This window comes from Ewingella sp. AOP8-B2-18 (assembly GCF_052376015.1).
GTDB classification, from domain to species: Bacteria; Pseudomonadota; Gammaproteobacteria; order Enterobacterales; family Enterobacteriaceae; genus Ewingella; species Ewingella allii.
On sequence record NZ_JBQSVB010000019.1, the window covers coordinates 18894 to 27162 of the forward strand.

The window sequence follows — 8269 nt, forward strand, 5'->3', positions numbered from 1 at the left end:
ATTGATAAACAGGCAGGTGCCCCTGTGATCATTGCGAATTCGAGTACTTACTCGTCTTCCAGCTCGATGTTGATACCCAGAGAGCGGATCTCTTTCAACAGTACGTTGAAGGACTCCGGCATGCCTGGTTCCATCCGGTGATCGCCATCGACGATGTTTTTATACATCTTCGTACGGCCGTTCACGTCATCGGACTTAACAGTCAGCATCTCTTGCAGGGTATATGCGGCACCGTATGCTTCCAGTGCCCACACTTCCATCTCACCGAAGCGCTGACCACCGAACTGAGCTTTACCACCCAGCGGCTGCTGAGTAACAAGGCTATAAGAACCGGTAGAACGCGCGTGCATCTTATCGTCAACCAGGTGGTTCAGTTTCAGCATGTACATGTAGCCGACAGTAACCTGACGCTCAAACTGCTCGCCGGTACGGCCGTCAAACAGTGTGATCTGACCAGAGGTTGGGATTCCGCCCATTTCAAGCAGCTGCTTGATCTCGGTCTCTTTCGCACCGTCGAAGACTGGCGTTGCGATTGGCATGCCTTTCTTCAGGTTTTCAGCCAAACGAAGTACTTCGTCATCGCTGAAGGTGCTCAGATCCACTTTCTGACGAACATCGTCGCCCAGGTCATACGCTTTCTGGATGAACTCGCGCAGCTTGGAAACTTCTTCATGTTTCTTCAGCATCGCATTGATTTTTTCACCAATGCCTTTCGCGGCCATACCCAAGTGGGTTTCCAGAATCTGACCAATGTTCATACGAGATGGAACGCCCAACGGGTTCAGTACGATGTCTACCGGCGTGCCGTTTTCATCGTAAGGCATATCTTCGATCGGGTTGATCTTGGAGATAACACCTTTGTTACCGTGACGACCAGCCATTTTGTCACCCGGTTGAATCTGACGTTTAACGGCCAGATACACTTTAACGATTTTCAGCACGCCAGGTGCCAGGTCATCGCCTTGGGTGATTTTACGACGCTTCGCTTCGAGTTTTTTCTCAAACACGGATTTCAGTTCGTCGTACTGTTCGGCCAGCTGTTCCAACTGGTTTTGTTTTTCTTCGTCGGTCAGAGACAGTTCGAGCCAACGATCGCGTGGCAATTTGCCCAGCTTATCGGCTTCAACACCGCCAGCAACCAATGCTGACTGGATACGCGCAAACAGGCCAGCTTCAAGGATCTGCAACTCTTCAGTCAGGTCTTTCTTAGCCTGCTTCAGCTGCATCTCTTCGATTTCCAACGCACGCTTGTCTTTTTCCACGCCATCGCGGGTGAAGACCTGCACGTCGATAACCGTACCTGAAACGCCGTTTGGTACACGCAGAGAAGAGTCTTTAACGTCAGACGCTTTCTCACCGAAGATAGCGCGCAACAGCTTCTCTTCTGGCGTCAGCTGGGTTTCACCTTTCGGCGTTACCTTACCAACCAGAATGTCGCCGCCGGTTACTTCAGCACCGATATAAACGATACCGGATTCGTCCAGTTTAGAGAGTGCAGCTTCGCCCACGTTCGGGATATCAGCCGTGATCTCTTCAGGCCCCAGTTTGGTGTCGCGGGACACACAAGCCAGTTCCTGGATATGGATGGTGGTGAAGCGGTCTTCTTGAACGACACGCTCGGAGACCAAGATGGAGTCTTCGAAGTTGTAACCGTTCCAAGGCATGAACGCGACACGCATGTTCTGACCCAGTGCCAGTTCGCCCAGATCTGTAGATGGACCATCTGCCAGCACGTCGCCGCGCTCGATTGGCTCACCCAGATTCACACACGGCATCTGGTTGATGCAGGTGTTCTGGTTAGAACGGGTGTACTTAGTCAGGTTGTAAATGTCGATACCTGCTTCGCCTGGGTACATCTCATCTTCGTTAACACGAATAACGATACGGGATGCATCCACGTACTGAACAGTACCACCACGCTTGGCTACGGCAGTAACACCGGAGTCAACCGCTACAGCACGTTCCATACCGGTACCAACCAGCGGCTTATCAGCACGCAGAGTAGGAACCGCCTGACGTTGCATGTTCGCACCCATCAATGCACGGTTGGCGTCATCGTGTTCCAAGAATGGAATCAGAGAAGCACCAACGGATACGATCTGCTGGGTAGAAACGTCCATGTAGTCAACTTGGTCGCGGCTGAACAGGCTTGATTCGCCTTTGCTACGACAAGTGACCAGGTCTTCCAGGAAGCGGCCTTCGTCATCCAAGTTGGAGTTCGCCTGAGCGATTACGAAGTTGCCTTCTTCAATGGCAGACAGATAGTTAATTTCATCAGTCACCACGCCTTCACGCACACGGCGGTAAGGGGTTTCCAGGAAACCATACTCATTGGTCTGTGCATAAACAGACAAGGAGTTGATCAGACCGATGTTTGGACCTTCTGGCGTTTCGATTGGACATACGCGACCGTAGTGAGTCGGGTGTACGTCTCGAACTTCAAAGCCAGCACGTTCACGGGTCAAACCGCCCGGGCCCAATGCAGAGATACGACGTTTGTGCGTGATCTCAGACAACGGGTTGTTCTGGTCCATAAATTGGGACAGCTGGCTTGAGCCGAAGAACTCTTTCACCGCAGCCGAAATCGGCTTAGCGTTGATCATGTCCTGAGGCATCAGAGTGTCGAGATCGCCAAGAGACAGACGCTCTTTAACAGCACGCTCAACACGAACCAAACCTACGCGGAATTGGTTTTCAGCCATCTCACCGACAGAACGAATACGACGGTTGCCCAAGTGGTCGATATCGTCCACTTCGCCCTGGCCGTTACGAATGCCGATCAGTTTTTTCATTACCTGAATGATGTCGTCTTTGCTCAGGATGCCTGAACCTTCGATTTCATCACGCAGCAGAGAACGGTTGAACTTCATACGACCAACAGCAGACAGGTCGTAACGATCTTCAGAGAAGAACAGGTTCTCAAACAGGCTTTCAGCAGCTTCGCGAGTTGGCGGCTCACCAGGACGCATCATGCGGTAGATCTCAACCAGTGCGCTCAAGCGATCGCTGGTTGGGTCGACGCGAATGGTCTCGGACATGTACGCGCCATGGTCGAGGTCATTGGTGAACAACGTTTCGATGGTTTTGTGACCGGATTGGCTCAATTTAGCCAGTAAATCCAGAGACAATTCCATGTTCGCAGGAACAATCAGCTCACCGGTATTAGTGTCGATGTAGTCTTTAGCAACTACTTTTCCTGCGATGTATTCAACAGGAACTTCGATGCGCTGAATGTCGTCTTTTTCAAGCTGACGAATATGACGAGCAGTTATGCGGCGGCCTTTTTCTACATAGACTTTGCCGTCAGCTTCGATATCAAAGGAAGCTGTTTCACCGCGCAGGCGCTCAGGTACCAGTTCCATCTGCAACTTGTTGTCGCGGATCTGGTAAGTCACCTTGTCAAAGAACAGGTCAAGGATCTGTTCAGTGGTGTAGTTTAATGCACGCAGAATGATGGTCGCAGGCAGTTTACGGCGACGGTCAATACGTACAAACAGGTTATCTTTCGGGTCGAACTCGAAATCTAACCATGAACCGCGGTAAGGGATGATACGTGCGTTATAAAGCACTTTACCCGATGAGTGGGTTTTACCCTTATCGCTGTCGAAGAATACGCCCGGACTACGGTGCAGCTGAGATACGATAACCCTCTCAGTACCGTTAATCACAAAGGTACCATTTTCGGTCATGAGCGGAATTTCGCCCATATAGACTTCTTGTTCCTTGATGTCTTTGACCGTACCTTCTGGTGCTTCACGCTCATAGATCACCAGACGCAGTTTCACGCGCAGTGGCGCGGAGAACGTCACACCACGAATCTGGCATTCTTTAACGTCGAATACAGGCTCACCAAGACGGTAGCTAACGTATTGCAGCTCAGAGTTACCGCTGTAGCTCTTGATAGGGAATACAGAACGGAATGCAGCTTCCAGACCGTACTGGCCTTCCGGATCTTGCTCGATAAACTTCTGGAACGAGTCAAGCTGGATAGAAAGGAGATATGGAATATCCAGAACTTGTGGACGTTTACCAAAATCCTTACGAATGCGTTTTTTCTCGGTATAGGAGTAAACCATAGGGTTCCTCAGCTCGCTGATCAGTGACCCAATCTTGTCTGCCCTGAGAAGGACAGTTCATGCAACACCGTTTATGTCGACCGAAAAGCAGAGACGCTTTCCGCAATACCCGTTTCTATCACTCTTAAATCATTTCGTTGTGCATTATCTGTGGATGAGCCACAGCAAGGGGCATCAATATATTAAGTCGTCTATAGAAAGAGATATTAGAGTAGTTCAGTGTTCAAACAGTGTGAAACACCACTGACACTCTATAGCGCAAAAAGGCTGGTGACTAAAAAGTCACCAGCCATCAGTCTGTTAGGACAGACTGCACTCCGGGAAGTTAAACTTACTTAACTTCAACAGAAGCACCAGCTTCTTCCAGAGATTTTTTCAGTGCTTCAGCGTCGTCTTTGCTGATGCCTTCTTTCAGAGCTGCTGGAGCAGACTCTACCAGGTCTTTAGCTTCTTTCAGACCCAGGCCAGTAGCGGTACGTACTGCTTTGATAACAGCAACTTTGTTAGCGCCAGCAGCAGTCAAGATAACGTCGAATTCAGTTTTCTCTTCTACAGCTTCAGCAGCAGCAGCTGGGCCAGCAACGGCAGCAGCAGCAGAAACGCCGAATTTCTCTTCCATAGCGGAGATCAGTTCAACGATTTCCATTACAGACAGAGCTGCAACGCCTTCAATGATTTGTTCTTTAGTGATAGACATTTAATTGTTCCTAGAATTCAGAAATAGTTTATACGTAAGCATTTGAACGAGAAAAGAAAGGCTGATTAAGCAGCTTCTTTCTGATCGCGTACTGCAGCCAGAGTGCGAACCAATTTGCCAGCAGCGGCTTCTTTCATGGTTGCCATCAGGCGTGCGATTGCTTCATCGTAAGTAGGCAGAGTTGCCAAGCGGTCGATTTGAGCCGCAGAGATAAACTCACCTTCAAAGGCCGCAGCTTTAACCTCGAATTTTGCATTCGCTTTAGCGAAATCTTTGAACAAACGAGCAGCAGCGCCCGGGTGTTCAGAAGAAAATGCAATCAAGGTAGGACCGACAAACGTGTCTTTCAGGCACTCGAACTGAGTACCTTCAACGACGCGGCGCATCAGGGTGTTACGAACAACACGCATGTAAACGCCAGCTTCACGACCTGCTTTACGCAGTTCAGTCATTTTATCTACAGTTACGCCACGGGAATCCGCAACAACCGCAGACAGCGCGCCTTTGGCTACTTCCATGACTTCAGCAACAATCGCTTGTTTGTCTTGAAGATTTAATGCCATTAGCTTTTTGCTCCTGGATTTAGCCGGGGAAAATCCCCGGAACTCACATCACCTATAACCGAGATCGGAGATAGGCGTACAAACACGGTGAGCAGAGAATCCAGCAAAGACTATTCAAGTTCTTCATACTTTCTTTAAACAAAGAAAGACAAAGAAAAATTTTCTTCAGGCTCTGTCACCGTCTACGCAGGAAGGATTAAGTCCCTTGCGGGACACCTGCGGTCTTGGACGGAGGCCTGGATAGGCCAGGCTCCAACCGAAAAATTCTTGGTTTCGCGTTAACGAAACAACGGGCCATAGATTCTAGACAAATCCATCGCCCGCGTAAAGCGATAAACGTCAGCAGTTAATTAGTTAACTGTTGCGCTCAGGCCGCTTTGATCAATTGCAAGACCAGCGCCCATGGTAGTGGACAGGCTTACTTTCTTGATGAAAACGCCTTTAGCCTGAGAAGGCTTCGCCTTTTTCAGTGCAACCAACAGAGCTTCCAGGTTTTCTTTCAGCTTGTCGGATTCGAAATCAACCTTACCAATAGTGGTATGGATGATACCGTTTTTGTCGTTACGGTAACGAACCTGACCTGCTTTAGCGTTCTTAACCGCTTCAGCAACGTTAGGAGTTACAGTACCAACTTTCGGGTTAGGCATCAGACCACGTGGGCCCAGAACCTGACCTAATTGACCTACAACGCGCATTGCATCTGGAGAAGCAATAACAACGTCAAAGTTCATTTCGCCTTTCTTAATCTGATCAGCCAGATCTTCCATACCTACCAGCTCAGCGCCTGCAGCTTTAGCAGCTTCAGCGTTTGCACCTTGGGTGAAGACAGCAACGCGAACAGAACGACCGGTGCCGTTAGGCAGAACGGTAGCACCACGAACGTTTTGGTCAGATTTACGTGCATCGATACCGAGGTTAACGGCAACGTCTACACTTTCAACGAATTTAGCAGTGGCCAGCTCTTTGAGCAGAGCAACAGCTTCGTTAATGTCGTACTGTTTAGTAGCATCAACTTTGTCACGGATCACGCGCATGCGCTTGGTCAGCTTAGCCATCTATTAATCCTCCACTACCAGGCCCATGGAACGAGCAGTACCTTCGATAGAGCGCGCCATGGCCTCTACGTCAGAACCAGTCATGTCCGCAGCTTTGGTTTCTGCGATTTCACGAACCTGAGCAGTCGTTACTTTACCCACTTTGTCTTTGTTCGGCTTGCCGGAACCAGACTTGATACCAGCCGCTTTCTTCAACAGCACAGCTGCTGGAGGCGTTTTGGTAACGAAGGTGAAAGAACGGTCAGAGTAAACGGTAATGACAACAGGGATCGGCAGGCCTTTCTCAACGCTTTCAGTCTTAGCGTTGAATGCCTTACAGAATTCCATGATGTTAACACCTTGCTGACCCAGTGCCGGACCTACCGGTGGACTTGGGTTAGCCATACCAGCTGCAACTTGCAGCTTGACGTAGGCTTGTACTTTCTTGGCCATTTAAATTTCCTCAGTTGGGTAATATCGCCTGTTTGAAGAGGCTCCCCGTTATTTGCAGTACTTTTCTGTGCAGAGGCTGCACAGAAAAACAAAAGGCGCGAAATTATAGTTTAATTTCGCGCCCTGCACAACATCTGTTCGAACCGATGTTGAAAGAGTTATTAACCCTTTTCGACCTGACCGAAGTCCAGCTCAACAGGCGTTGCACGCCCAAAGATAGAAACAGACACTTTCAGGCGGCTTTTTTCGTAATCCACTTCTTCCACAACACCGTTAAAGTCAGCAAACGGACCGTCGTTAACACGGACCAACTCACCTGGTTCAAACAGCGTTTTCGGCCGTGGCTTATCGCCGACTTGTTGCAGGCGATTCATAATAGCGTCAACTTCTTTATCGCTAATAGGCGCCGGACGGTCAGAAGTACCGCCAATGAAACCCATTACGCGAGGAACGCTACGCACTAAGTGCCAGCTGGCGTCATTCATCACCATTTGAACAAGCACATAACCTGGGAAGAATTTGCGTTCACTCTTGCGACGCTGACCACCACGGATTTCAACAACTTCTTCCGTAGGAACCATGACTTCGCCGAACAGCTCTTCCATGTCGTGCAATTTGATGTGCTCACGCAGCGATTGTGCTACGCGGCCTTCAAAGCCGGAAAACGCCTGAACGACGTACCAACGTTTTTTAGGTGCTTCAGACATTTAGAACCTCAAGCCAGTAATAAAAGATACCAAGCGAACCAGAATACCATCTAGTCCCCACAGAATCAGTGACATAACGGCAGTTACCGCAGCAACGATCAGTGTGGTATGCAATGTTTCCTGGCGCGTAGGCCAAATTACTTTACGTACTTCGGTACGCGCTTCGCGCGCAAACGCAACTGTCGCTTTGCCTTTAGTCGTCAATAATGCCACTGCACCAGCGATAGCAATGATGACAACAACTGCCAGCGCACGTAACGGCAGGCTGTATGCACGGTAATAATAGTTACCGACAATAGCTACGACCAACAAAACGGCAACAACTAACCATTTTACCGCTTCCAGGCCGCGCCCGCTCCCTTGAGCCTCGGTATTCGCACTCATAAACCAACCCGTCACAATGATTCAGAACAAACAACTTTGCCTCGCATTGCGAGGCAAACCAAACCGATCGATGCTCTACAGTGAGCGCAACTCGGTGTTTTACGCTATATCTCAGAGCCTATCTCACCAATGATTATGACGTATAAATCGCTGATGAGATAGGTTCTAGCGCCACAGCGTAGAAAAGGGCATCGAATGATGCCCTTTTAGTGTGCATTGCGTCAACGTAAAGTGACAAAAAAGTATCAGCGATTAAGCGATAACTTTAGCAACAACACCTGCACCAACAGTACGGCCACCTTCACGGATTGCGAAACGCAGACCGTCATCCATCGCGATTGGGTGGATCAGGGTG

Annotated in this window: 7 protein-coding genes and 1 pseudogene; all 8 read right to left on the minus strand. The window is 49.4% G+C overall.

From position 1 onward, the window contains the following. Positions 1 to 47 precede the first annotated feature (47 nt). The gene (gene rpoB / locus ACT3RR_RS21755) at positions 48 to 4076 is read right to left on the minus strand and encodes a DNA-directed RNA polymerase subunit beta (protein ID WP_034795009.1); all 4029 of its coding nucleotides are present in this window, start codon (positions 4074 to 4076) and stop codon (positions 48 to 50) included. Positions 4077 to 4407: 331 nt separating this feature from the next. Continuing rightward, the gene (gene rplL, locus ACT3RR_RS21760) at positions 4408 to 4773 is read right to left on the minus strand and encodes a 50S ribosomal protein L7/L12 (RefSeq protein WP_034795006.1); all 366 of its coding nucleotides are present in this window, start codon (positions 4771 to 4773) and stop codon (positions 4408 to 4410) included. Positions 4774 to 4838: 65 nt separating this feature from the next. Beyond that, a complete protein-coding gene (rplJ, locus tag ACT3RR_RS21765) occupies positions 4839 to 5336 on the minus strand; it encodes a 50S ribosomal protein L10 (protein ID WP_034795004.1) in 498 nt (165 codons plus the stop codon). A 350-nt stretch (positions 5337 to 5686) separates the two neighbouring features. After that, the gene (gene rplA / locus ACT3RR_RS21770; RefSeq protein WP_034795001.1) at positions 5687 to 6391 is read right to left on the minus strand and encodes a 50S ribosomal protein L1; all 705 of its coding nucleotides are present in this window, start codon (positions 6389 to 6391) and stop codon (positions 5687 to 5689) included. Between the two features lie 3 nt (positions 6392 to 6394). Continuing rightward, positions 6395 to 6823 (minus strand): 50S ribosomal protein L11, encoded by a 429-nt coding sequence (rplK, locus tag ACT3RR_RS21775; protein ID WP_034794998.1) that lies wholly within the window; start codon positions 6821 to 6823, stop codon positions 6395 to 6397. 161 nt (positions 6824 to 6984) lie between these two features. Next, the gene (gene nusG / locus ACT3RR_RS21780) at positions 6985 to 7530 is read right to left on the minus strand and encodes a transcription termination/antitermination protein NusG (RefSeq protein WP_009639145.1); all 546 of its coding nucleotides are present in this window, start codon (positions 7528 to 7530) and stop codon (positions 6985 to 6987) included. Next, on the minus strand, positions 7531 to 7914 hold the full coding sequence (secE, locus tag ACT3RR_RS21785) for a preprotein translocase subunit SecE (RefSeq protein WP_034794996.1): 384 nt from the start codon (positions 7912 to 7914) through the stop codon (positions 7531 to 7533). It lies immediately after the preceding gene. 252 nt (positions 7915 to 8166) lie between these two features. Then, positions 8167 to 8269 (minus strand): annotated as a pseudogene (locus ACT3RR_RS21790) (EF-Tu/IF-2/RF-3 family GTPase); the annotation flags it as partial.

Bases quoted from the DNA above. Each gene is read 5' to 3' on its own strand.
- secE (WP_034794996.1), bottom strand. From the start codon at position 7,914: ATGAGTGCGAATACCGAGGCTCAAGGGAGCGGGCGCGGCCTGGAAGCG.
- rplL (WP_034795006.1), bottom strand. From the start codon at position 4,773: ATGTCTATCACTAAAGAACAAATCATTGAAGGCGTTGCAGCTCTGTCT.
- rplK (WP_034794998.1), bottom strand. From the start codon at position 6,823: ATGGCCAAGAAAGTACAAGCCTACGTCAAGCTGCAAGTTGCAGCTGGT.
- nusG (WP_009639145.1), bottom strand. From the start codon at position 7,530: ATGTCTGAAGCACCTAAAAAACGTTGGTACGTCGTTCAGGCGTTTTCC.
- rplA (WP_034795001.1), bottom strand. From the start codon at position 6,391: ATGGCTAAGCTGACCAAGCGCATGCGCGTGATCCGTGACAAAGTTGAT.
- rplJ (WP_034795004.1), bottom strand. From the start codon at position 5,336: ATGGCATTAAATCTTCAAGACAAACAAGCGATTGTTGCTGAAGTCATG.
- rpoB (WP_034795009.1), bottom strand. From the start codon at position 4,076: ATGGTTTACTCCTATACCGAGAAAAAACGCATTCGTAAGGATTTTGGT.